The 21,966-nt window shown below is 64.1% G+C and carries 23 protein-coding genes; 14 read left to right on the forward strand and 9 right to left on the reverse strand.

Translation table 11 applies throughout. The annotated features are described in order from the left end of the window. Positions 1–14: 14 nt before the first annotated feature. The 5 genes from CIT25_RS01395 to CIT25_RS01415 are packed head-to-tail and all read left to right on the forward strand — an operon-like array spanning position 15 to position 5,247. On the forward strand, positions 15–1,805 hold the full coding sequence (locus CIT25_RS01395) for a bifunctional alpha/beta hydrolase/class I SAM-dependent methyltransferase (protein ID WP_095482778.1): 1,791 nt from the start codon (positions 15–17) through the stop codon (positions 1,803–1,805). Between the two features lie 2 nt (positions 1,806–1,807). Beyond that, the gene (locus tag CIT25_RS01400; RefSeq protein ID WP_095482779.1) at positions 1,808–3,148 is read left to right on the forward strand and encodes a phosphatase PAP2/dual specificity phosphatase family protein; all 1,341 of its coding nucleotides are present in this window, start codon (positions 1,808–1,810) and stop codon (positions 3,146–3,148) included. Beyond that, positions 3,145–3,579 (forward strand): hypothetical protein, encoded by a 435-nt coding sequence (locus CIT25_RS01405; protein WP_095482780.1) that lies wholly within the window; start codon positions 3,145–3,147, stop codon positions 3,577–3,579. The genes CIT25_RS01400 and CIT25_RS01405 overlap by 4 nt, the downstream gene beginning before the upstream one ends. An 8-nt stretch (positions 3,580–3,587) precedes the next feature. Then, on the forward strand, positions 3,588–4,295 hold the full coding sequence (locus CIT25_RS01410; protein ID WP_095482781.1) for a lysophospholipid acyltransferase family protein: 708 nt from the start codon (positions 3,588–3,590) through the stop codon (positions 4,293–4,295). Between the two features lie 22 nt (positions 4,296–4,317). Further along, on the forward strand, positions 4,318–5,247 hold the full coding sequence (locus tag CIT25_RS01415; protein WP_095482782.1) for a phosphatidate cytidylyltransferase: 930 nt from the start codon (positions 4,318–4,320) through the stop codon (positions 5,245–5,247). 15 nt (positions 5,248–5,262) lie between these two features. Here CIT25_RS01415 and CIT25_RS01420 read toward each other — a convergent pair whose 3' ends face one another. Continuing rightward, positions 5,263–7,254: an AI-2E family transporter gene (locus CIT25_RS01420; protein WP_245329728.1), complete on the reverse strand. Its 1,992-nt coding sequence runs from the start codon at positions 7,252–7,254 to the stop codon at positions 5,263–5,265. Between the two features lie 206 nt (positions 7,255–7,460). Further along, positions 7,461–8,390, reverse strand: coding sequence for a hypothetical protein (locus tag CIT25_RS01425; protein ID WP_095482784.1), 930 nt, complete (start codon positions 8,388–8,390; stop codon positions 7,461–7,463). Positions 8,391–8,703: 313 nt separating this feature from the next. On the opposite strand from CIT25_RS01425, the gene CIT25_RS01430 reads away from it, so the two are divergent. Then, a complete protein-coding gene (locus CIT25_RS01430) occupies positions 8,704–8,961 on the forward strand; it encodes a hypothetical protein (protein ID WP_095482785.1) in 258 nt (85 codons plus the stop codon). A gap of 259 nt (positions 8,962–9,220) precedes the next feature. Beyond that, positions 9,221–9,451 (forward strand): hypothetical protein, encoded by a 231-nt coding sequence (locus tag CIT25_RS01435; protein WP_095482786.1) that lies wholly within the window; start codon positions 9,221–9,223, stop codon positions 9,449–9,451. A gap of 155 nt (positions 9,452–9,606) precedes the next feature. Here the strand turns inward: CIT25_RS01435 and CIT25_RS01440 are convergent, their stop codons facing one another. Next, positions 9,607–9,960: a cupin domain-containing protein gene (locus tag CIT25_RS01440; RefSeq protein ID WP_095482862.1), complete on the reverse strand. Its 354-nt coding sequence runs from the start codon at positions 9,958–9,960 to the stop codon at positions 9,607–9,609. Positions 9,961–10,104: 144 nt separating this feature from the next. Between CIT25_RS01440 and CIT25_RS01445 the strand changes: the two genes are divergently transcribed. The 3 genes from CIT25_RS01445 to CIT25_RS01455 all read left to right on the forward strand — a co-directional run bounded on the left by CIT25_RS01445 (position 10,105) and on the right by CIT25_RS01455 (position 13,190). Further along, positions 10,105–10,326, forward strand: a complete 222-nt coding sequence (locus CIT25_RS01445) for an alkylphosphonate utilization protein (protein ID WP_095482787.1) — start codon at positions 10,105–10,107, stop codon at positions 10,324–10,326. Between the two features lie 251 nt (positions 10,327–10,577). After that, positions 10,578–10,940 carry an SPW repeat protein gene (locus CIT25_RS01450; protein WP_095482788.1) on the forward strand — a complete coding sequence of 121 codons (363 nt, stop codon included), beginning with the start codon at positions 10,578–10,580 and terminating at the stop codon, positions 10,938–10,940. Between the two features lie 282 nt (positions 10,941–11,222). Beyond that, positions 11,223–13,190, forward strand: a complete 1,968-nt coding sequence (locus CIT25_RS01455; RefSeq protein WP_095482789.1) for an acyltransferase family protein — start codon at positions 11,223–11,225, stop codon at positions 13,188–13,190. A gap of 33 nt (positions 13,191–13,223) precedes the next feature. Here the strand turns inward: CIT25_RS01455 and CIT25_RS01460 are convergent, their stop codons facing one another. From CIT25_RS01460 to msuE, 5 genes are all read right to left on the reverse strand, one after another. Further along, positions 13,224–13,985: an ABC transporter ATP-binding protein gene (locus CIT25_RS01460; protein WP_095482790.1), complete on the reverse strand. Its 762-nt coding sequence runs from the start codon at positions 13,983–13,985 to the stop codon at positions 13,224–13,226. A gap of 16 nt (positions 13,986–14,001) precedes the next feature. Then, entirely contained in the window at positions 14,002–15,000 is a 999-nt protein-coding gene (locus CIT25_RS01465; protein WP_095482791.1) for an ABC transporter substrate-binding protein, read from the reverse strand. A 72-nt stretch (positions 15,001–15,072) separates the two neighbouring features. Then, a complete protein-coding gene (locus CIT25_RS01470; RefSeq protein WP_095482792.1) occupies positions 15,073–15,921 on the reverse strand; it encodes an ABC transporter permease in 849 nt (282 codons plus the stop codon). 26 nt (positions 15,922–15,947) lie between these two features. Further along, positions 15,948–17,312: an LLM class flavin-dependent oxidoreductase gene (locus CIT25_RS01475; RefSeq protein ID WP_095482793.1), complete on the reverse strand. Its 1,365-nt coding sequence runs from the start codon at positions 17,310–17,312 to the stop codon at positions 15,948–15,950. Positions 17,313–17,360: 48 nt separating this feature from the next. After that, complete coding sequence (msuE, locus tag CIT25_RS01480; RefSeq protein WP_095482794.1) at positions 17,361–17,918, reverse strand: FMN reductase; 558 nt, start codon at positions 17,916–17,918, stop codon at positions 17,361–17,363. A gap of 238 nt (positions 17,919–18,156) precedes the next feature. Here msuE and CIT25_RS01485 point away from each other — a divergent pair, with 238 nt between their 5' ends. Together CIT25_RS01485 and CIT25_RS01495 are read left to right on the forward strand one after the other, a co-directional pair. After that, entirely contained in the window at positions 18,157–18,753 is a 597-nt protein-coding gene (locus CIT25_RS01485; protein ID WP_095482795.1) for a DUF922 domain-containing Zn-dependent protease, read from the forward strand. Between the two features lie 185 nt (positions 18,754–18,938). Then, complete coding sequence (locus CIT25_RS01495) at positions 18,939–19,307, forward strand: endonuclease domain-containing protein (RefSeq protein WP_095482797.1); 369 nt, start codon at positions 18,939–18,941, stop codon at positions 19,305–19,307. A 3-nt stretch (positions 19,308–19,310) separates the two neighbouring features. On the opposite strand, the gene epmA is transcribed toward CIT25_RS01495, so the two are convergent. Next, positions 19,311–20,354 carry an EF-P lysine aminoacylase EpmA gene (gene epmA, locus CIT25_RS01500; protein WP_095482798.1) on the reverse strand — a complete coding sequence of 348 codons (1,044 nt, stop codon included), beginning with the start codon at positions 20,352–20,354 and terminating at the stop codon, positions 19,311–19,313. A 129-nt stretch (positions 20,355–20,483) separates the two neighbouring features. Here epmA and efp point away from each other — a divergent pair, with 129 nt between their 5' ends. Together efp and CIT25_RS38035 are read left to right on the forward strand one after the other, a co-directional pair. Further along, positions 20,484–21,050: an elongation factor P gene (gene efp / locus CIT25_RS01505; protein WP_095482799.1), complete on the forward strand. Its 567-nt coding sequence runs from the start codon at positions 20,484–20,486 to the stop codon at positions 21,048–21,050. 283 nt (positions 21,051–21,333) lie between these two features. Then, complete coding sequence (locus CIT25_RS38035) at positions 21,334–21,930, forward strand: CatB-related O-acetyltransferase (RefSeq protein ID WP_095482800.1); 597 nt, start codon at positions 21,334–21,336, stop codon at positions 21,928–21,930. Positions 21,931–21,966 lie beyond the last annotated feature (36 nt).

Consider the following 21,966-nt stretch of genomic DNA (forward strand, 5'->3'; position numbering starts at 1 on the left):
GCCAGGGGGAAAACATGCTTCACGAACAGACGATTGCCGCCGCCGCGGCTTTGGCAAGCCTCAAGCGGGTCGCGCAGGAGCGCGTCTTCGGGAGCCATGACGGCACCGAGATCTTCTACCGCTACTGGCCGGCTGTCGGCCAACCTGCCAAGGGCGCGGTTCTGCTGTTTCACCGCGGCCACGAGCATGGCGGCCGCATGGCGCATCTGGTCGACGAACTCGACATGCCCGACCATGCCTTCTACGCCTGGGACGCGCGCGGCAATGGCCGCTCGGCCGGCGAGCGCGGCTACGCGCCGTCCTTTGCCGCGTTGGTGCGCGACATCGATTGTTTCGTGCGTGAGATCGGCAGCGACGGTTTTGGCCAGCGTGACATCGCGCTGATCGCGCAATCCTTCGGCGCCGTGCTCGCCGCCGCCTGGGTGCATGATTATGCGCCGCAGATTCGCGCTTTGGTGCTGGCCTCGCCGGCCTTTTCGGTCAAGCTCTACGTGCCTTTCGCCAAGCAAGGCATTGCGCTGTGGCAAAAGATCAAGGGGCGCTTCTTCGTCAATTCCTACGTCAAGGCCAAGTTCCTGACGCATGATGCCGAGCGCATCGCCTCCTTCGAGGCCGATCCGCTGATCACGCGGCCGATCGCTTCCAACATCCTGGTCGAGCTCTACGACCACGCCGCGCGTATCGTCTCGGATGCCCGCGCCATCACCGTGCCGACGCAATTGCTGATCTCGGGCAGCGACTGGGTGGTGCGGCACGCACCGCAGCACGAGTTCTTCGTCAATCTCGCCAGCCCGGCCAAGGAACGGCATGTGCTGCCCGGCTTCTTCCACGACACGCTGGGCGAACGCGACCGCAGCCAAGCGCTCGACCTGATCAAGCCGTTCCTCGAAAGACAGTTCGCGACGTCAGCGAAGCCGGTCGACCTGACCGCGGCCGACCGCGCCGGCTACACGCGCGACGAGGCCGACCGGCTCGCCTCGCCGCTGCCGCTGCTATCGCCCAAGGGCCTCTATTGGGCAATGAGCCGTGCCTCGATCCGCATGGGCGCATGGCTGTCATCAGGCCTGCAGACAGGCATTGCCACCGGCTTCGATTCCGGCTCGACGCTCGACTATGTCTACGAGAACGAGGCGCGGGGCAGCAGCCCGCTCGGCCGCATGATCGACCGCACCTTTCTCGACGCCATCGGCTGGCGCGGCATCCGGCAGCGCAAGCTCAATCTGGAAGAGCTGATCGGCAGCGCCACCGAGACGCTGCAGGCCGCGGGCCGCCCGGTCCATATCGTCGATATCGCCGCCGGCCACGGCCGCTACGTGCTCGACGCCGTCGCCAAATGCGCTGTGCCGCCGGCCAGCGTGCGGCTACAGGATTTCTCCGACCTCAACGTTTCGCGCGGCTGCAAGCTGATCGCCGAGCGGCACCTGCCGACCAGCGTCTCGTTTCATCAGGCCGACGCCTTCGACCCCAAAATGCTTGCCGGGCTGAAGCCGGCGCCGGACCTCGCCATCGTCTCCGGACTCTACGAGTTGTTTTCCGACAACACCATGATTGCCCGCTCGCTGGACGGGCTGGCCAAGGCGATGCAGCCCGGCAGCCTGCTTCTCTACACCAACCAGCCCTGGCATCCGCAGCTCGAAATGATCGCGCGCAGCCTTACCTCGCATCGCGGCGGCCAGGCCTGGGTGATGCGCCGGCGCACGCAAGGCGAGATGGACCAGTTGGTGGCGGCGGCCGGCTTCGAGAAACTCGACCAGCGCATCGACCAGTGGGGCATCTTCACCGTTTCCGTCGCGCGGCGCGTCTGAGTATGGTCGTGCCTATCCTTGGCGCTGACCCTGCCCTTTCTGCTCCTGCGCGCGAGCCGTACGCCGGGATCGTGCTGCGGGCGGCATTGTGGCTGGCGTTTCTGGCGCCGTTCTTCTACGCGACCTACGGTTTCGCCAACTGGCTGGCGTCGCAGCGCAACGATGTCGGCAGCATCGTCTTCGCCTGGGAGCGCGCCGTCCCGTTCATCGCCTGGACGATCGTGCCCTACTGGTCGATCAACCTGTTCTACGGCCTGTCGCTGCTGTTGAACGATACCAAGAGCGGCGTCGACCGTCTCGCCGGCCGCTATCTCACCGCCCAGATCGTCGCCGTCGCCTGCTTCATCGTCTTCCCGCTGACCGCGACCTTCATGCGGCCGCAAACATCCGGCCTGCCGGGCTTCATGTTCGCTGTGCTCGGCGGCTTCGACAAGCCGTTCAACCAGGCGCCGTCGCTGCACATCGCGCTGCTGGTCATCATCTGGGATCACTGGCGTTATCGGCTCAAAGGCACGACCAGCATCGTCTGGCATGCCTGGTGTCTGCTGATCGGCGCCTCGGTGCTGACGACATGGCAGCACCATGTCATCGATATCCCGACAGGCGCGCTGCTCGGCTTCTTTGCCCTGTGGCTGTTCCCGCGCGAGGGCGAATTGCCGTTCGCCGGCTTCCACCTAGCCGCCGATGCCAAGGCCCGGCGGTTGGCTCGGTTCTATGCGCTTGGCGCAGCGCTGGCGCTGGCCGGCACCGTTGCCGGCGCCTTTGTCTCGGCGCTGTGGCTCATCCTTTTGTGGCCCGCGCTGGCGCTGGCCATCGTCGCCTTCGCCTATGCCGGGGCCGGCGCCAAGGTGTTCCAGAAAGCGGCCGACGGCAGCGCCTCGCTGGCCAGCCGTATTTTGCTGCTGCCTTACCGGCTTGGCGCAAGGACCAATGTCTGGGCGTGGACGCGCACGCTGCCGGCGCAGATCGCGGTCGCCGACGGCGTCTTCCTCGGCCGCTTTCCGACAGCTGCTGAGGCCGACACTTTCGGCACGGTGATCGACTTTGCCGGCGAGCTGGAAAGGCCGCGCGGCGTGACCTGTCGCTGGACAGGTATCGCCATGCTCGATCTTTTGCCGCCGTCGCCAGAGGCGCGAGCGCAAGCGGTGGCGGCGATCGAAGCGGCTCGCAGCCACGGCACCGTGCTGGTCTGCTGCGCGCTCGGTTTCCAGCGCAGCGCCGGCGTCGTTGCTGAATGGCTGGTTGCCACTGGCCGCTCGCCGACGCCGGCGCAGGCGCACAAGCGGCTCGCAGCATCGGGCCGGCCGGTGCATCTTCAGATCAGGGTGGACGAGCCGGCATGAAAAGCGACGCCTATCAGGACAGGGCCGAGGCGTTCGCAGCCGGGCTGATGGTGCAGGCGGCGTGGCCGATTCTGCTGCTGGCGGCCGCCTTGATGGCCGCGCCGATCATTGGCGCGGTGGCCGGGCCGCAGGCAACGCCCATATCGGCCGCGGCCTGGCTGATCGCGGCAGCAAGCGCGGCGGCCACCCTCGCCTACTCTGCTTTGCTTGTCTTCGACGCGCTGCTGTTCCGGCTGATGGCCAGCCACGCCAGCGAGGCCGCAGCTGGTGCCGCGGTCGACGAGGTGCTGGCGCGCATGCGGCTGAAACCTCCCTCTGCCGGCGGCCGCTCGCTCGACCGGCGCATGGCGGGCACGCACCGCCTGCTGGCCAGGCAGCGCATCGCGATCGGCCTGTTCGGGGCGGCGTCCCTCGTCGCGGCCTTTGTCTGAGCCAGCCGATGAGCAAGCTCGGCACTCGCACCTTCACCATGCTGCAGACCGTGACCTCGGTCGGCCTGTCGGCGCTGGCCTGGGCGGTGACCGGCGTGCGGCCGATCTGGAACGGCAGCCAGCCGTCTGACCGGCAGCGCATCTACTTCGCCAACCATGCCAGCCACGGCGACTTCATCCTGCTGTCGGCCTGCCTCAGCGAGAAGGAGCGCGCCCGCACCCATGCGGTCGCTGCCGCCGACTATTGGGGAAAATCGCGGCTGCGCCGGTTCATCGCGCAGGACATGCTGTCCTCCGTGCTCATTCACCGGCAATGGACCGATGAGGCGCAGAATCCGATTTCGATCATGCTGTCGGTGCTCGACGAGGGCCATTCGCTGATCGTCTTTCCCGAAGGCACGCGCAACATGACCGACCAGCCGCTGCTGCCGTTCCGTTCCGGCCTTTACAATCTGTCGATGGCGCGGCCCGACGTCGAGCTCATCCCGTGCTGGATCGAGAACATGTCGCGGGTGCTGCCCAAGGGCCAGTTCGTGCCCGTGCCGCTGCTTTGCCGCGTCGTCTTCGGCGCGCCGATCGCGATTGCGCCTGGCGAGGAACGCCGCGCCTTTCTCGACCGCGCCCGCGAGACGCTGCTTGCGCTGAACCCCCGCCCGCCAGCGCATGATGCGGAAAAGTGGAATCCGGTTTTCCGAAAAACATCATGCGACCCCTAAGAGACGCCCAGACAACATGCCAATGCGCGAAATCCTCATTCTGATTGTCGGACTCACTGCGGTGCTGATAACGGCGAGCCTGGTCGCCGGCATTCTGTCGTGGCGCGCGCCGAAGCCGCTGCCCTCGACGCTGATCAACCTCAACCAGCGCATCAATGCCTGGTGGGTGATGGTCCTGGCGATCACCGTCGCCTTCTTCTTCGGTCGCCACGGCATGACCATCCTGTTCGCGCTGATCTCGTTTGCGGCGCTGCGCGAATTCGTGACTTTGACGCACACCCGCCGCAGCGACCACTGGGTGCTGCTCGGCATGTTCGGCATCATCATCCCGTTCCAGTATTGGCTGGTGTGGACCGCCTGGTACGGCCTCTTCACCATATTCATCCCGGTCTACTGCTTTCTGCTTATGCCGGCGATCACCGCGCTCCACGGCGATACCGAACGATTTCTCGAGCGCGTCTCGGCGCAGCAATGGGCCGTCATGATCTCGGTCTACTGCGTCAGCCACGTGCCGGCGCTGCTGACGCTCGAGGTGCCCGGCTTCGAAGGTCGCAATTTGCTGCTGATCGCTTTCCTGATCATCGCCGTGCAAGGCAGCGACGTGCTGCAATATATCTTCGGCAAGCTGTTCGGCAGGCATCTGATGTCGCCCAAGGTATCGCCGTCGAAGACTTGGGAGGGCCTGATCGGCGGGCTGGTGGCATCGAGCCTGCTCGGCGCGCTGCTGTCGTTCCTGACGCCGTTCTCGCCGCTCCAGGCAGCGGGTGTCGCCTTCATCGCCTGCCTGATGGGATTTCTCGGCGGACTGGTCGCCTCCGCCATCAAGCGCGATCAGGGGGTGAAGGACTGGGGCCATCTGATCGAGGGCCATGGCGGCATGATGGACCGCGCCGACAGCCTGGTCTTCGCCGCCCCGGTTTTCTTCCACACGGTTCGCTATTTCTGGACGTGACAGCGCACTGCAGCCTTATTTTGCAGCCGCAAGCGGCGCTTTCTTGGCGGCCGGCGGCCGACGGCGAATGCGGCGCCTGGCAGCGGCCTTCAGCGCGACGGGCGGATCGCTCGACAACGCGCCCAATACGGCATCGACCATGCCATGGGCCACAAAATCGGCATTGATGTCGTTGGCCAATTTGGCGGCTGTCTCCTTGTTGTCGCCGTCGGTCGCTGACCAGAACACGATGCCCACCCGTAGCGCCCTTTTGATACGTTTCAGCCGACGAACCAGGAAACGGGCGTGCTTGACTGAGTCACGGTTCAGAAAGCCGACCACAACGGCGTCGACAGCGTCGAGCTCAAGCCGGCGAATGCTCGCCGGATCCATTTCGGCAAAGCTCGCCTTCGATATCGTTGCGCCCTGGACTTCGAGCACCTGCGCCAGCATGGCGGCGGCGGCATCGTCGAGTTCGCCGCGTCCGCCGGCGCACACCACCGCCATGTCCGTGCCATCAGGCAACTCGACGTCGTCCTCGCCTTCCCCCTGAGTCTCCTTGTCCTTGCGCGAGCCGGTTTCCTCGGCGGCGGCTGGGTCTTCCTCCTCTGCTTCTTCCTGTGCGCTGTCGTCGAGGTTCGCCACCAGCGTCTGCGCACTGGCCGCCACCTGCCGTCTTTGCTCATCGCCCATGACGCCCCGCACGCGATCCTGTTCGCCGAGCAGAAGTGCGGGAATGGCGACCTTATCGTAGAATTCGAACAGATATTTTTCCTCCAGGATCTCCTCGGCGTGATCTGTGGCTTCCTCTGGATCACCGGCCAACAGCCGTTGGTAGAGCCGAGCATGCGGTTCGAGCACGGGTTCGTTGCCGAACAGGACGTCGAGGAATTCGAACTGCGGCACGTGCCTGCCGAGCACGACGAGACAGACAGTGAGCGGCGTCGACAGAACCAGGCCCAGCGGCCCCCAGAGCCAGGTCCAGAAGATAGCCGCAACGATGATGGCCAATGGTGAAAGCCCCGTTCGTGAACCGTAGAGCCACGGTTCGACCACGTTGCCGGTTATCATTTCCATGGCCACGAACAGCCCGGCGGTCCACAGCACGAGCGACCAGCCGGGAGCCACGGCAAGCGCCAGAAACAGAGGCAGCAGCGCACCAACGATCGGGCCGATATAGGGAACAAAGCGCAGCGCCAACGCCAGCAGGCCCCACAGCATCGCATTCGGTATGCCCAGAACCCAAAGCCCGAATGCAATCGGCACGGCATAGACGATGTTCACCACTAATTGCATGAGTAGATATCGGCCGACCCGCTTGCCCGCTTCCTGGAGCGCCTCGGTGGTCCGATGAAGATCACCGTACCCGACGAGGCGTATGAAACGATCGCGCAGGTCCTCGCGCTCGAGCAGCATGAAGATGACGACGACGATGATCAGGCCGGCCGACGCTAGCGGGCTGATCAGCGGGCCGATCAGGTTCTGAAGAACCTGGAGCGGCCTTTCGCGCGCGATGATCTCGACAGGCACCGGCTCGCGCTCTGGCTCATCTGCGGTAAGCGGTGAGGCTTCCTGCCTGTCGAGTTCCTGGCCAACGCGTTCGATCACCCCGCCCAGCCTGGCGATGATGCCGCCGCCGACGCCGGTTTCCTTCAGGGACCTGACCTTGGTCAGGATATTCGACTGGTAAAGCGGGATGTTCTGCGCCAGTTCGCTGACCTGAGTGACGACAATGAAGGAGAATAGCGCAAGGACCGTGAATGCACTCAGCACGCTGGCGATGACGGCCGGGAGACGGGGAAGGCCGACTCGTTTGAGTGCCGAAACCATGGGCGCAAGCGCAAATGTAAGCAGCAGAGCGATTGCGATCGGCAGGAAAACCTCGCGCCCGAAATACAGGGCCGCAACCGCCGCGACGACAGTCGCGACGGTGGGCAGTGACATGCGCGGGAGGGTTCTGGCAGAGGAAACAACGCCCATCACCCCAAGCTCGGCGGAGTGCATGCCGTTTCGACGATTGGCCGCCACTTGATACCTCCGCCCTGCCATAGCCATGATCGGGCATGTTGAGCCGGCGTGCAACTTCCGCTTCTTCGCGCCGGCGAGTTCGAAGACGCGAGCGGCAAGGGCGGGCGCTTGGCGGTCCGACTGGACATCAGGACGGGCGCTTTAATCGCCGGACACAACAACTGACGTAGTGATCGGTTCCGCAGAGGCAGAAGACGAGCTCCGGCCTAGCCCGAATGGCTCAGCCAATGACGGTCGAACACGTCGAGAACGGCGCGGAATTCGGCCGGCGGGATCTGGCTGGCGCTACCGTCGCTGTCTCCGGCGAGGAATTGCGCCAGCTGCCGGTCGACCGCTTCCGGCTGCTCGACGGTCACGCCTAGCGATGCCAAATCCCTGGCGATCGACCCGTCGGGCGGCAGATATCCGCCCCATGCCTCGGGCACCGGGTCGCGCAAGCGGACGATCAGGATTCTGGTCAAGGATGGCTGCGGCTCCGGGCCGATGATTGTGGTGCCGCACATATAGCCGCCAAGCACGCTTCCCGGCCGCGACTGTGGGAACAGGCAGAGGAAGAAATGGGCATCGCCGCCGGTTTCCTTCAGAAACGCATAAAGGCCGCGTTTTGCCGGGCTCACCGGACCGCCGACCAGCAGTTGTCCGGTCGGCAACACCTCTCGATAGGCGGCAGTCAGGCCGCGCGCACCCGGCCCAGTCTCAATCGACAGGCTGCCCCTGATCAACTGGCCGCGATAATAGGGCGACAAAGCATGCGAATAGCACGCATAGGTTCCGGCAAGGGCCAATCCGAGGCTTCGCTCCTCATGCCCAGACGATGCCTCGAACTGCGCGCCGACGCGGCGTTCCAGTTCGGCCCTCTCGATGCCGTGGCGGGCGCAGATCGCCGCGGTGAAGCCTGGCAGGTCGCTCTCGGCGATCCAGGCGCCTGGCTGCTCCAGCTTGAGAACCTTCGACCAATCGTCGTAGACGCTGAGCTGGCGTGGCTGGGCGCGGCCCTGCAGCCATTTGTCGGCGCGGCCGAGATCGAACGCCGTGTTCGGGTTGACGTTCCGGAACGCCGCCGCAAGGTCCTTGCGGCTGATGGTTCCCAGCAGGGCCACAGTCAGCCGTAACTTCTGCGCGATATGCTGTGCCATCCCACCTGCCCCTTTATGCCACCGCAAGGCTTAACATGTGCCAGCACTTGCTCCCACCGCATTCATCGCGGGCCGGGCCTCTCCTAAAGTCGATATTCCAGGAAATCCGCAGAAATCCATGCCGTTCCACGCACCTGCCCTTTTCGCCCCGGCAGGCGGCGCTAAGGTCGCGGAGGGCAAGGGCAAAACCGTATAGAACTCACGCTAATGTAGGCTTGAATACCAACACCCTTCCTCAGTCATTTGAACGACGGCGAAGCCGAGTTCTCGCAACCAGCGCAAGATGCCGCCTCAACAAGGAAGGAATAATTCGATGTCCTGGACTGCATCTCCCAAAATCTCCTTCACCGCGATTGCGGCTGGATCCGCCGCACTGCTGCTGCTGACCTTCGGGCCGGACGGACCGTCGCGAGCCGCTGCCGGCTCGCGCGCTGCAGCGACATATGGCAAGCAGGCTAAGCCGGCCATCGAGCCGACGCGCATCGAAGTCGACGGTGGCGCGCACGTGATACGCTTTTACATCGACGGCAAGCAGGTCGCCCTGCTCGACTCCACCGGCTTCAAGGATTGATCTCACACCGGCGCTGGCCGCGACATCGGCGGCCAAGCGCGACTGGATGTCCGTGTTCGGCCGCGCCGTTCCGGGCTTCGGCCGCCTGATGCGGCTGCGAGCCTAATACGCGCCGGCACCTGCTCCGTTCCCCACGGGCCGCACTTTTCCACAAGCCGATATTCCAGGAATTCCACAGAATTCCACGCCCTTCCACACAGCGGCCGTGTTCGGGCCGGCGGCCGGGGTTAACCTTACGTTAACCATAGAGGGATCCGTCATGAAACTTGCCCTATCTGCACTGCTCGCCGTGCTCGCATTGTCGCAAACCGTGGAGGCTAAGACGAAAGTCGTTGCCGCCGATGCGAAAGCAGCCACAGCCGAGAAAAGCCGGCCGGTGCTCGACAATAAGGCTACCGGTGGGATTACCGCGTCGTCCGGTGCGATGGCGGCGCCGGCCGGCAAGGATGTGCCCAGTCCGTATCCGCCGGCGATCTATTTCAATTTCTAGAGTCTCATGCATCCCTAATGGACGGGACTCTATCTTTTTATTCGACCGTGCCACTTGCGGCGCCCGACAGGCCCCGGGGATCAACACACCCGGGATCGACAGGTTTGGCGGCGGCGTGTCGGGCCATGACAGGATTGCCAGGCTCGCCTCCTGCCTCAGCCGATCCTGACGACGAAATGCTTCGTGACCGGCTCGATGATCTTCCACGTTCCCTTGAAATCGGCCTCGACCACGAAGGCATCGCCGGGACCGACTTCGACGGGCGCGCCGCCATCGGGGGTGATGACGATGCGGCCTGATATCATGTGCACGAATTCATAGTCGCTGTAGGTCGCGTGGTAGGTGCCGGGGGTAGCCTGCCATGTTCCCGACATGACCTTGCCGTCCTCGGTAGTGTGCTGGACGGCAGTCTTCATGGTCGGGTTGCCGTCGACAACGATCCAGCCCGCGAGATCGCCCGCCTCCCCGTTTTTGACCGCGCCGAATTTGAGGATGGTCTTCTCTGTCATGGTCGGGCTCCGTTTGACCTGTGCCGGCATTGGCTGTCGGTCAATAGCCGAAGCACCTGATATGGGCAACGTGGGTGCCCGGCATGCTTGACCTGGCCGCCATCCGCCGGATAGTCCGTGGACCGGCCCCATGAAAGAACCGACATGACAGACGCGATCGTAAAAGACAGCAACGGCGCCCAGCTGAACGAGGGCGATTCCGTGACCCTGATCAAGGATTTGAAGGTCAAGGGCACGTCGGAAACGATCAAGCGCGGCACGCTGGTGAAGAACATTCGCCTCACCGGCAATCCGGGCGAGATCGAGTGCAATACCAAGCAGGTGAAGGGCCTGGTGCTGAAAACCGAGTTCCTGAAGAAGGCGTGATCGGCTGAGAACGCCGCCTGCTCCATGATCTGCGCGGGCTCCTCGACCTTGCAAGCGGAAGCCTCTGGGAATCGGCGCTTCTGAACCGCGCAGGCAGATGGCAGACACGGCATCGCTGCGGTGCGAAATGACGACGCCATGGCCGCGCAGGGCCGCTCCTTGAAGGCCGTCGAAAGCGCAATATATCAATGACTAAGCGTGCGTTGCACGCGACGTGGTGCTTTGGTCAAACTTCATCTGTGGAGGTTGTCATGGCAAACAATGTGATGGAAGGAAAGAAGGCCCAGGACTGGATCAACCTGATCCTTGCGGTCTGCCTGTTCGTCTCACCCTGGGTACTCGGCTTCGCTGCTGAAACCAATCCTGCGTGGAACGCCTGGATCGCCGGCGTTGTGCTCGGTGCTTTGGCTATCACGGCGCTTTCGGTATTCGCCGAGTGGGAAGAGTGGGTAAATCTTGTTGTCGGGCTCTGGCTGATCGTTTCGCCCTGGCTGCTCGGCTTCATGGCGAACGCCAACGCGATGGCGACCCATATTGTCCTCGGCGTGCTGGTGGTTGCGGCATCGGCCTGGGCGGTCTGGGACTCGCGTCATCATCCGCCGGCGCATGCGTGATCGGTGACGACCAAGGGGAGGAGCCCGCCGCTCGCGCGCCGGGCTCCTCTAAAGCCTGAGATCGGTACGCAGGCCCGCTAGCCGGGCCAGTTATTCTACTTGTGCTCAAAAATCGGCCGCCGCGGCGGATGCAGACGGCGGCGCTGATGTGCACGCCGACGAGCACGCCGCGAACCTCCACTTATGTTGCACTGCGTTAGATTTGTTGCATTGCAATATCCGCGCATCGCGTCGAGTCTTCGCAACGGGTGGGCTTTTCAACGACCTACGCGAGGTATCGCCGTGTCAGCATCGTTTCGGCCTGATATCGAAGGGCTGCGTGCGCTGGCGGTGTCGGGCGTCGTCGCGTTCCATTTCGGTCTGTCGGACCTGCCGGGCGGCTTCACCGGCGTCGACATCTTCTTCGTCATCTCCGGCTATCTGATCACCGGCCAATTGCTGCGGGAAATCGCCGAGGACGGCCGGCTGAACCTGTGGCGCTTCTATGCAAGGCGCGCCCGGCGCCTGCTGCCGGCCTCGCTGTTCGTCATCCTCGTCACGCTGGTCGCAGGTTACTTCATCCTGTCGCCGGACGAACAGGCACTCTATTCGAAAGGCGCCATGTTCGCCTCGGCCTATGCGATCAATTTCTGGCTGATCCGCTGGGCGTTCGACTATTTCGCCCCCGATGCGGCGAACAACCCCTTCATCCACTTCTGGTCGCTCTCGGTCGAGGAGCAGTTCTACCTCGTATGGCCGGGGCTGCTTCTGCTGGCCGCATGGCTGCGCCCGGGCAAGCGCGCCGCGATCCTGGTGATCGGCGTCGCCGGCGTGGTGTCGTTCGCCGTCTGCGCCTGGCTCACCACCGTGGCGCAGCCCTGGGCCTTCTATTTCTCGCCGCTCAGGGCCTGGGAATTTGCCGCCGGCGGCCTGGCGACGATGGCGCCGGCAAAATTCTGGCGGGAGCGCCCACAACTGGGCGCAGCATTGGCATGGTTTGGCCTGGCCCTGATCGCCGGTGCCTATCTGACCTTCAGCGAGCAGGACACCCCCTTCCCCGGCGTCGCGGCGGTGGTGCCGGTGGCCGGCACCGTGCTCCTGCTGCTCAGCGGTTCCGGCAATGCTCAAAGCGGACCCAGCGCCGTGCTGGCGCTGCCGCCGTTGCAATGGGTGGGGAAACTTTCCTACTCGCTCTATCTCTGGCATTGGCCGGTCATCGTCTATGCGACGATGATGGTTCCCGATCTTTCCTGGCCCGGGCGGCTTGCCTGCGCAGCATTGACGCTGGCGCTCTCGATCTTCACCTATAATTTTATCGAGAACCCGATCCGCCGCAACGGCTGGCTGATGGCGAATGCGGCGCGCGCGCTTGTCCCCGCCGCAATGCTGACCGGTGCCAGCGTGGTGGCGACCTATGCCAATGCGCGCCTTGCCGTGCACGATCTCGACCCCTCACAGCGCATCATTGCCGAAACTGCCGCACAACCCTCCACTGCCCGCGCCAAGGTGGGCTGCGTTCTCGACTACGAGACCGTCACGCCGAAGCCTTGCGTGTTCGGCGCCAAGAACGCCGAGCACTCGATCGCGCTGTTCGGCGATTCGCACGCCGACCACTGGTCGACGCCGCTGATCGAGGCGGCGAAGAAGAACAATTACAAGGTCGTCACCTGGCTCAAATCCGCGTGCCGGGCCTCACGGCTGACGGTCTGGAGCTCGAAGCTGAAGCGCGACTACACCGAGTGCGATCAATGGCGCGAGCAATCGATCAAGGAGATCATCGCCCTGCGCCCGAGCCTGGTGGTGATCTCGGAGATATCGCTGACCAGCTCGCGCAAACTGTCACCCGACGTGAAGGTGCCCGACACCCAGGATCAGGACTGGCAGGCCGGTCTGCGCGCGACGCTGCAGGCCTTCAGCCAAGCCGGGCTGAAGGTCGCCTTCATCCGCGATGTGCCGTTCAACGGCATGTTCGCCGACACCTGCGTGGCCCGCGCGCTGTGGCGCGGACAGGCGCCGTCGGTATGTGACGCACCGCGAAGCGACGCCGCCAACGATGCCGTGGCCGCGGTGGAGCGCGATATCGTGCGCGCCATTCCCAACGCGACCTATATCGATATGACCAACCGGTTCTGCGACGCCAAGACCTGCCATGTCTTCATCGACGGCAAGCTGGCCTACCGCGATCGCCACCACATGGCGACGCCCTTTGCGCAAACGCTGGAGCCGCCGGTCGAGCGCGCGCTGTTCTCGAAGGTGGCGGCGGAGAAATAAGGGCGGCGCAAGACGCGCCTTTCACCCCTCGTCTCAGTGCAGGCCAAACTCACGCAGCAGTTCTTCGCGATAGCGCACGAACCGGCTTTCGCTGCGATCGCGGGGGCGCGGCAGCTCAACCTCGACCAGCCGTGCCGTGCCGCCTTTCTCCCTGGGCAGGATCAGCACCCTGTCCGCAAGATAGATCGCTTCCTCCAGATCATGAGTGACCATGACCATGGTGACGTTCTCCTCGCTCCAGATGCGCGCCAGCTCCTCTTGCATGCCGATCTTGGTCATGGCGTCGAGCGCGCCTAGCGGCTCGTCGAGCAGCAGGATTTCAGGCTGCACGGTCAAGGCCCGGGCGATGCCGACGCGCTGCGCCATGCCGCCCGAAAGCTGCCGGGGATAGGCATCGCTGAATTCGGCCAGGCCGACGAGCGCGGTATAGAAGCGGGCCTTGTCCTCGGCCTCCGCCTTGGGCACGCCCCGCACTTCGAGGCCAAAGGCGACGTTGCCGAGCACTGTCAGCCAGGGCAGCAGGCGCGGTTCCTGGAAGATGACCGCGCGCTCGGCGCCGACGCCATGGACCGGCTTGCCGTCGATCGCGACCCCGCCGCTGTCTGCTGCCTCCAGCCCGGCAAGAATGCGCAGCAGCGTGGTCTTGCCCGATCCGCTGGCGCCGACGATGACAAGACATTCGCCGGAGCGGATATCAAGGTTGAGCGCCCTCAGCACGGCAAGAGGGCGCCCACTGAGGGTGAAGGATTTGGAGAGGTCGCGTATGGTGACCTCGCCGCCGCTTGTGGTGGCCATGGCGCCCGTCTCCCGGTCAGTTGGTCTTCGTTTCGCCGCGCCGGTAAAGGATGTCAGCGGCTTTCAGCTTGCCCTTGGGCAAGCGGCCGTCGCGCTCGAGCACGCTGACCCAGAAGTCGATGTCACGATCGTCAGCCTTCGCCCCTTCGCGCAGGCCGAAGCCGGTCCAGTAGCGTGCCAGCGCGCCATTTTCGCCGCGCTTGTCGAGGATGTCCGCAAGCACCTTGCGCGCCTCGTCCGGGTTCTGGCGCGACCAGTCGGCGGCGCGCGCCGACTGCTCGACGAAATTGCGGGCCCCCTCCGGATGCGCCGTGATGAAGTCGCGCCGCAGGACGATGAAGCCGCCGGCCAGTTCGCCCAGCACATCGGTGTCGTTGAACACGCCGCGCACGCCGCCATTGTCGACAAGGGCGCCGGCAAACGTCGCCTGCCAATAGCCGAGTGCCGCGATATCGACCTGGCGCGACCGCAAGGTCTGTTCAAGCTGTGGCCCGGGCACCACGACGAGGTTGGCGGCATCCGGCGGCAGGCCGGCGCCGTGCAGCGCCTCGCGCACGGTATAGTCGAGATGGGCGCCGAGCGTGTTGACCGCAATGGTCTTGCCGGTGATGTCGGCAATCGATTTGATCGGACTGTCTTCCAGCACGTAGAAGACGCTGCGCACTTGGCTGTTGATGCCGTTGCTTGGATAGGCGGCGACGAAGTCGTTGCCACCGGAGATCGAATTGATCACCGCAGCGGTTGCGGCCGAGCCGAGATCGACGCTGCCGGAGGCGAGCGCGAACAGCGATTCCGGGCCGCCGCCGGAGTAGCCGACATTCTCCAGCTTGACGCCGAAATCCTTGAAATAGCCGAGCTCGTCCGCCAGCTCATGCGGCGAGATGCTGCCGCGGCTGGCAAGGTAGCGCAACGTGACCGGCGCGGCTTGCGCAGCGGCAAAGCGAGGCAGGCCGGCGGCGATGATGCCGGCGGCAAAGGGAGCGCCGGCAAGCAGGGAACGGCGAGTGATTGGCATGGTCCGGTCTTTCTTGTTGGAGAGGTTGGCCTGTTGGAGAGGATGGCCTGTTGGAGAGATGGTGAGAGCTGGTCAGTCGATGGGATCGCTCCAGCGGCAGAGCCGCCGCTGCAGGCTGACCAGGGCCTGGTTGGCGATCAGGCCGAGCCCGGCGAGGATGACGATCGCCGCAAACATCAGCGGGATCTGGAAGTTGTACTGCGCGTTCATCACCTGGAAGCCGATACCCTTGTTGGCGCCGATCATTTCGGAGGCGATCAGCAACAAGAGCGCCGTGGTCGCACTCAGCCTTAAGCCCACGAAGATCGACGGGACGGCCCCTGGAAGCACGACACGGCGAAACACGGTGAGCCGCGCGGCGCCGTAGACCCGGGCCATCTCGAGCAGTTTCGGATCGACTTGCTTGACGCCGCTGATGGTGTTGAGCAGCAGCGGAAACAGCGTCGCCCAGAAGATGACGAAGACCTTTGATGCCTCCCCCAGCCCGAGCAGCAGGATGAACACCGGGTAGAGCGCCAGCGCCGAGGTCTGCCGGAAAACCTGCAGGATCGGATCAAGCGCGGTTTCGACGGCGCGCACCTGGCCCATGAACAGACCGAGCGGGATAGCAACCGCCACGGCCGCCGCGAAGGCGAGGCCGGCGCGCTGCAGGCTGATGGCGATGTCGCCAAGCAAGGTGCCGCCGGCCAGACCGTTCCACAATGCGATGACGATCGTGTCGATCGGCGGCAATACCGCGGCGTTGACCCATCCCGCGCGGCTCGAGACCTGCCAGATCGCGAGGAAGGCGATCAGGATGCCGTAGCGGGACAGGAAGCGGACGACAGTCCGATTGGCCAGGCGAGGGAAATCGGCGCCAAGGCTGGTTCTGTCGGCATGTGCAGGGATCGTGACCCGCTGCTCGATGTGTTGCAAACTCATCGTCTTGCCCTTCGCTTTAAGAGAATCTATTCGGCGGCCAGCACCTTCGAGCGGGCGGCGGTCCAGGGGTTTTCCGGTCGCCTGAGGCCGAGATTCTCGCGCAGCGTCCTGCCTTCGTAGGCGGTGCGGAACAGGCCGCGGCGCTGCAGCTCGGGGATCACCAGGTCGACAAAGTCATCAAGCGCGCCAGGCAGCCATGGCGGCAGGATATTGAAGCCGTCGGCGGCCTCGTTGCCGAACCATTCCTCCAGCTGATCGGCGACCTGCACCGCGCTGCCGATGACGGTGTAGTGGCCGCGGGCCGTTGCCACCCACTGGTAGAGCTGGCGGATGGTGAAGTTGTGCTCGTCGGCGATCTGGCGGATCAGCGCCTGGCGGCTCTTCATGCCTTCGGTTTCTTTGCTCGGCGGCAGCGGTCCGTCGAGCGGATAACCGGTGATGTCGAGCGTCTGGCCGGCCAGCCCGTTGAGCAGGGCGACGCCATCCTCGGGCAGGATCAGCTCGTTCAGCTGCTGGTACTTGGCGCGGGCTTCCTCTTCGGTGCGGCCGACGAAGGGCGCCACGCCCGGCATGATCAGCACCTGTCCGGGATCGCGGCCGGCAGCCTTCACACGAGCCTTGATGTCACGATAGAATTCTTGCGCCGAGGCCAGGTTCTGATGGGCGGTGAAGATGACCTCAGCCGATTGGGCGGCGAGCTTGCGGCCGTCCTCCGACTGCCCGGCCTGCACCACCACCGGGTGCCCTTGCACCGGGCGCGGCACATTGAGCGGGCCTTTGACGCTGAAATGCTGGCCCTTGTGGTCGATGTCGTGAAGCTTGTCCTTGTCGTAGAAGCGGCCCGACTTCTTGTCGCGGATGAAGGCGTCGTCTTCCCAGCTGTCCCACAGCGCCTTGACCGTCTCGACATGCTCATGCGCGCGGGCATAGCGCTCGGCGTGGTTCGGCTGGACGTCGCGGTTGAAATTGCGCGCGGTGTCGTCACCCGCCGAGGTCACGACGTTCCAGCCGGCCCGGCCATTCGACAGAAGGTCGAGCGACGCGAATTTGCGGGCGAGCGTATAAGGCTCCTCATAGGTGGTGGAGGCGGTGGCGATGAAGCCCAGATTGGTGGTGAGCGGCGCCAATGCGGCAAACAGCGTCACCGGCTCGAACCCGGCGATCTTGGCATTGCCGCCTTCGCGGGCGCCGAGGCCAACGGTCAGATTGTCGGCGAGGAAATAGGCGTCGAACAGGCCGCGCTCGGCGGTCAGCGCGAGCTGCCTGTGGAACTCGAAATTCGTCGCGCCGTCGGCCGGCGCCTCAGGATGGCGCCAGGCTGCGATATGCTGTCCGCCACCGGGCAGGAAGGCACCAAGCTTGATCTGTCTGGACTTGCTGGGTCTGGTCATTGCGGGTTCCTTCTGTGCTGTGCGGAAAGGGAATCGGCTGACCGGTGTTCAGGCGGCAAGACCGACGCTGCGTGGCGTTCCGGCCACCCGGCATGCTTCGGCGACCGCTTGCCTGACGCGAGAATGGATGGCTTCGGAGACCAGCACGCCGTCGGCGAAGTCCTTGTCGGAGGCGTAGATCGCGGTCGGCAGGGTCAGTGCCTCGAAGAAACCGAACAGCGGCCGCAGCTGATGTTCGACAACCAGCGAATGACGATCGCCACCGCCAGTTGCAGCGAGGATGACCGGTTTTCCCCTCAGGGACGACGGGTCGAGCAGGTCGAAGAAATGCTTGAAAAGCCCGGTGTAGCTGCCTTTGAAAGTCGGCGAGCCAACCACCAGGACATCGGCACCCAGCAATCGCTCGACGATGCTCCTGGCCAGCGGATCCAGATCGCCGATGCGCCTTGCCAGCGGGAAGGATTGGCCGAGATCCTCGATGTCGAAAACGGTCGAGGCTGCACCGGTGCTGCTCGACACTTCCGCGACGATGTGGCTGATGAATGCCTTGGTCTTCGACGGACGGGTCAGGTTGCCCGACAGCCCCACCACCAGTTTATTCGGCATTTCGGTCTCCTCGCAAAACGGCTTGTGTGTAGTAACTCTACTGAGTTTATAGAATTAAATGAGCGAGAAGATTTCAAAACGAGCCCGCCAAGCGGATTGAGTTTGCGGCACATCGCCGTTGATTGGTTCATTCGACGCGCAATGCCGACGCCGAGGTTTAGGGCAAGGGCGCCTTGACCGCATTCCGGCCACGCGTTGATGATCAAGCGCACCAAAGGCATCGCCCCGGGGGATTCGCATGAAAACAGCTGTTCTGACGTCTCTGCTCCTGGCCTGTTTGTTGGCATCGCCGGCGCAGGCGGGATGGAAGCCGATTGAGACGGTCGAGACCTACGCCGTTTCAGGACAGACCGGTCCCCAGCTCCATGCCTCGATGGGCGAGCGGGGGCCGATGATCGGCAAAGGCAAGGTCCGTGCCATGGCCTACACCAATTTCAAGCTGACCTGGGTCAGGGATTATCAGCGACAAGGCAATGCCTGCGTGCTGGTATCGGCGCGGCCGAAGCTCATCATAACCTACACCTTGCCCAAAACGTCCGGGCCGGTGCCGACCGCCGTGCAGAAGAGCTGGGACGTTTTTGCCACTGGCCTCGCCGCCCACGAAAAGGTGCATGGCGACATCATCGTCGACATGGTCCGCAAGATCGAGACGGCCACCATCGGCCTGTCCGTCCCCGACGATCCCGGTTGCAAAAAGATCAGGACCGAAATGACCAGGCGGCTTGCCGAACTCTCCCAGGCGCAGCGACAGGCAAGCCGCGATTTCGACCGGGTAGAATTCGCCCCACGCGGCAATCTGCAGCAGCTCATCGTGAATTTGCTGATGGGGCGGTAGTAGAGGATGGAGCGAAGCACCCCCCTCTGCCCTGCCGGGCATCTCCCCCTCAAGGGGGGAGATCGGCTGACCGCAACGCCGCACCTCGTCCTTCAACATCCGCGATTGAGGCCGGAGCGATGCGAAGGCGTAATCTCCCCCCTTGAGGGGGAGATGCCCGGCAGGGCAGAGGGGGGTCGGCGGCGATGAGCCACTATCCTGTGCCGCCAATCAACCGCCGCAATGCGCGCAAGATGCGTAAAGTCATGACGGATGCCGAACTGAAACTCTGGAACGAGATCAGAGCGCATCGCCTCATGGGACTGGCGTTTCGGCGCCAAATGCCCATCGCTGGCTACATCGTCGATTTTGCTTGCCCGGACAGAAAGCTGATCGTCGAACCAGATGGTTCCCAGCATGCCCGGGCCGAGGCCTCGGCGTCGGATGCCGCGAGAACGGCAAAGCTTGAAGCGCTGGGCTGGGCCATCCTGCGCTTCTGGAACGACGACGTCATTCGTGACCTCGATAATGTCTGCCAGCACATAGTCATCGAGGCCGGCGCGGACAGGCGCTGACTTTCACTCCGCCACCGGCGTCCACATCACATCCTCGACCCGCAGCGCCCCAGTTGCCAGCATCACCAGCCGGTCGAAGCCGAGCGCGGAGCCACTTGCCTGCGGCATGATGCTCAGCGCCGCGAGGAAATCCTCGTCGATCGGATAGCGTTCGCCATAGACACGCTGCTTCTCGTCCATCTCTAGGATGAAGCGCCGGCGCTGCTCGGCGGCGTCGGTAAGCTCGCCGAACGCGTTGGCCAGCTCGACGCCGCAGCAATAGAGCTCGAAGCGCTCGGCGGTCCTCGCATCATCCGCGCTCGGCCGGGCGAGTGCCGCCTCCGAAATCGGATAGCCGTAAAGGATGGTGGCGCGCCCCTTCCCCAGCGTCGGCTCGATCTTTTCCACCATCACCCGGCTGAACAGATCGGCCCAATTGTCGTCGGACGCGGTGCGCAAGCCCGCCTGGACCAGAGCCGCGTGCAGCGCTTCGCGATCGGTGCTGCCGTCGGCGGCGACCGTGGCTAGCAGGTCGATGCCGGCATGGCGCGAAAAAGCCTCGGCGACGCTTAACCGTTCCGGCTCGGCGAACGGATCGGCCTCGCGGCCGCGAAAGGAGAAGCGTTTTGCGCCGGCGCGCTCGGCGGCCAGCGCGACAAGCCCGGCACAATCCTCCATCAGGCTCTCATAGGTCTCATCAACCCGGTACCATTCGAGCATGGTGAAGGACGGATGGTGTAGCGGGCCGCGCTCGCGGTTGCGATAGACGGCACTCAGGCTGAAGATGCGCTTCTCGCCGGCGGCGAGCAGCTTCTTGCAGGCGAATTCCGGCGATGTGTGCAAATAGAGCGGCTGGCGCTGCCCGTTCGGGCCGATCGCCTCGGTGGCGAAGGCCGACAGATGCGCCTCGTTGCCTGGCGAGACCTGCAGCGCCGCTGTCTCGACCTCGATGAAATCGCGACGGGCAAACCAGTCGCGCAGGGCCGCAGTGATGGCATTGCGCAGGAGCAGCCGCGGCCGGCGGTCGGAGTGGACATCGGGCGTCCACCAGGGCGACGCGGCGGTCATGACAGGCGGATTTGCATCGAGGACTGGCGATTGCAGCCAAGATGCGCTAGTCCGCACCGGACGGCTCCCGCAGCCGATTTGCGCCGGTCGGCGCTTCCAGGCCAGTCAACGCTCTTAGGAATAAAGCCCGTGAAGGTCATCGCCAGTTCCCTACGCAAAGGCAATGTCGTCGAAAAGGACGGCAAGCTCTATGTGATCCTCTTTGCTGAAAACATCCATCCCGGCAAGGGCACGCCGGTGACCCAGCTCGACATGCGCCGCATCTCCGATGGGGTGAAAGTCTCGGAGCGCTACCGCACCACCGAGCAGGTCGAGCGCGCCTATGTCGAGGAGCGCGAGCACACCTTCCTCTATCGCGACGGGGAAGGCTTCCACTTCATGAACCCGGAAAGCTACGATCAGGTCGCGGTGTCGGAAAGCGTGGTTGGCGAGATGGCGCCCTATCTCACGGAAGGCATGGCGGTGCAGGTCTCGCAGTATAATGGCATCGCCATCTCGCTGGTGCTGCCGCAGCGCGCCACTTTCGAGGTGGTCGAGACCGAGCCGGTGACCAAGGGTCAGACGGCATCCTCGTCCTACAAGCCGGCAACGCTCTCCAACGGCGTGCGCACGCTGGTGCCGCCGCACATCAGCGCCGGCACCCGCGTGGTGGTGATGACGGCGGATGGCGCTTATGTGGAGCGGGCGAAGGATTAGGGGCACCCAGCACCCCACATCGGCTTCAACAATTGAAGGATGGATCGTGCTCGACGCGCTCGGTCAGCGCCGTCGGCCTGGCGCCGGCCTGCTGCGAGACGCGGAAATCCTCGCGTTAGCAGTGCCCAATCCGTCGCGCGGCCATAGCGCACTTGCGAAATGCCCTCTCTTGAGCAATGCTCCTCCCCTTAGCAGGGGCTTGAGGAATGACATTTAAGGCAGTCGCGCGGATCGATACGGTGGTGTCGATTGCCGGCTCACCGAATCCAGGCGGTAAACCGGGATGGCTTTCAAGAAACTGCGGATTTGGCTGGGACTGAAAGATGATCCCGCAGCGATCCCGCGCCACGCTAAAATCGGACGCGAAACCTATGGTGTCCACGGCAGGGCATTCCTCAATTGCACGGCGGAATCGCCAGTCGAGATAGGCGCATTTTGTTCAATCGGACCAGGGACACTCTTTCTGTGCCAGACTGATCACCGAACGGATACGGCTTCAACGTTTCCTTTTCAGTCGCGGATTTTCCGGCAGAAAAAGAACCTGGAGTACCTAGTTTCGAAAGGCCCGATCCTCGTCGGCAATGACGTCTGGATCGGAGCCCGCGCGATCATCCTTTCAGGCGTGACCATCGGCGACGGAGCCGTTATTGCCGCCGGCAGCGTCGTGACCAGGGACGTTGCGCCATATACGCTTGTCGGCGGCAATCCAGCCAAGGTGATCAAGCGCCGGTTCTCCGACGAGACGATTGCTGCACTGCTTGAAATCCAGTGGTGGAAGTGGCCCATGGCGCGGCTCAAAAAGGAGCGCGCCGCCTTCGACCTGTCTGCAGAGGTTTTCACCAAGCACTATGCGGCCCACCAAAATTCAAAGCGGGTGTAAACTTGACTGCGAAGGCTCGACGCTCGGCCGAAGCCA

This window comes from Mesorhizobium mediterraneum (genome assembly GCF_002284565.1).
GTDB classification, from domain to species: domain Bacteria; phylum Pseudomonadota; class Alphaproteobacteria; order Rhizobiales; family Rhizobiaceae; genus Mesorhizobium; species Mesorhizobium mediterraneum.